Raw genomic sequence first — 295 nt, 5'->3', positions numbered from 1 at the left:
TGTTTCCGATAGTCGTTCAATGAGTACATCAGTTTCATTGAGTGATTCGACGACCAAGAGTGAGTCGATCTCAAACAGTGATTCGACATCAAAGAGCGACTCAATTTCGAACAGTGAGTCAATCTCAAATAGTGAGTCGATCTCAAACAGCGAATCAACATCAAAGAGCGACTCAATCTCGAACAGCGATTCAACATCAAAGAGCGACTCTATCTCAAACAGTGACTCTATCTCAAATAGCGAATCAACATCAAAGAGCGAGTCGATCTCGAACAGTGATTCCACGTCAAAGAGC

General features: G+C 42.4%; 1 protein-coding gene. It reads left to right on the top strand.

What is annotated here, in order from left to right; all coding sequences use genetic code 11:
• Window positions 1-19: 19 nt before the first annotated feature.
• Window positions 20-295: hypothetical protein (locus tag IAE53_RS11275; RefSeq protein WP_200136532.1), on the top strand; the 276-nt coding region annotated here is incomplete at its 3' end.

This window comes from Leuconostoc sp. S50, from assembly GCF_016624925.1.
In the GTDB taxonomy this organism is placed as follows: Bacteria; Bacillota; Bacilli; order Lactobacillales; family Lactobacillaceae; genus Leuconostoc; species Leuconostoc pseudomesenteroides.
This window is presented reverse-complemented; position numbering and strand designations above follow the sequence as displayed.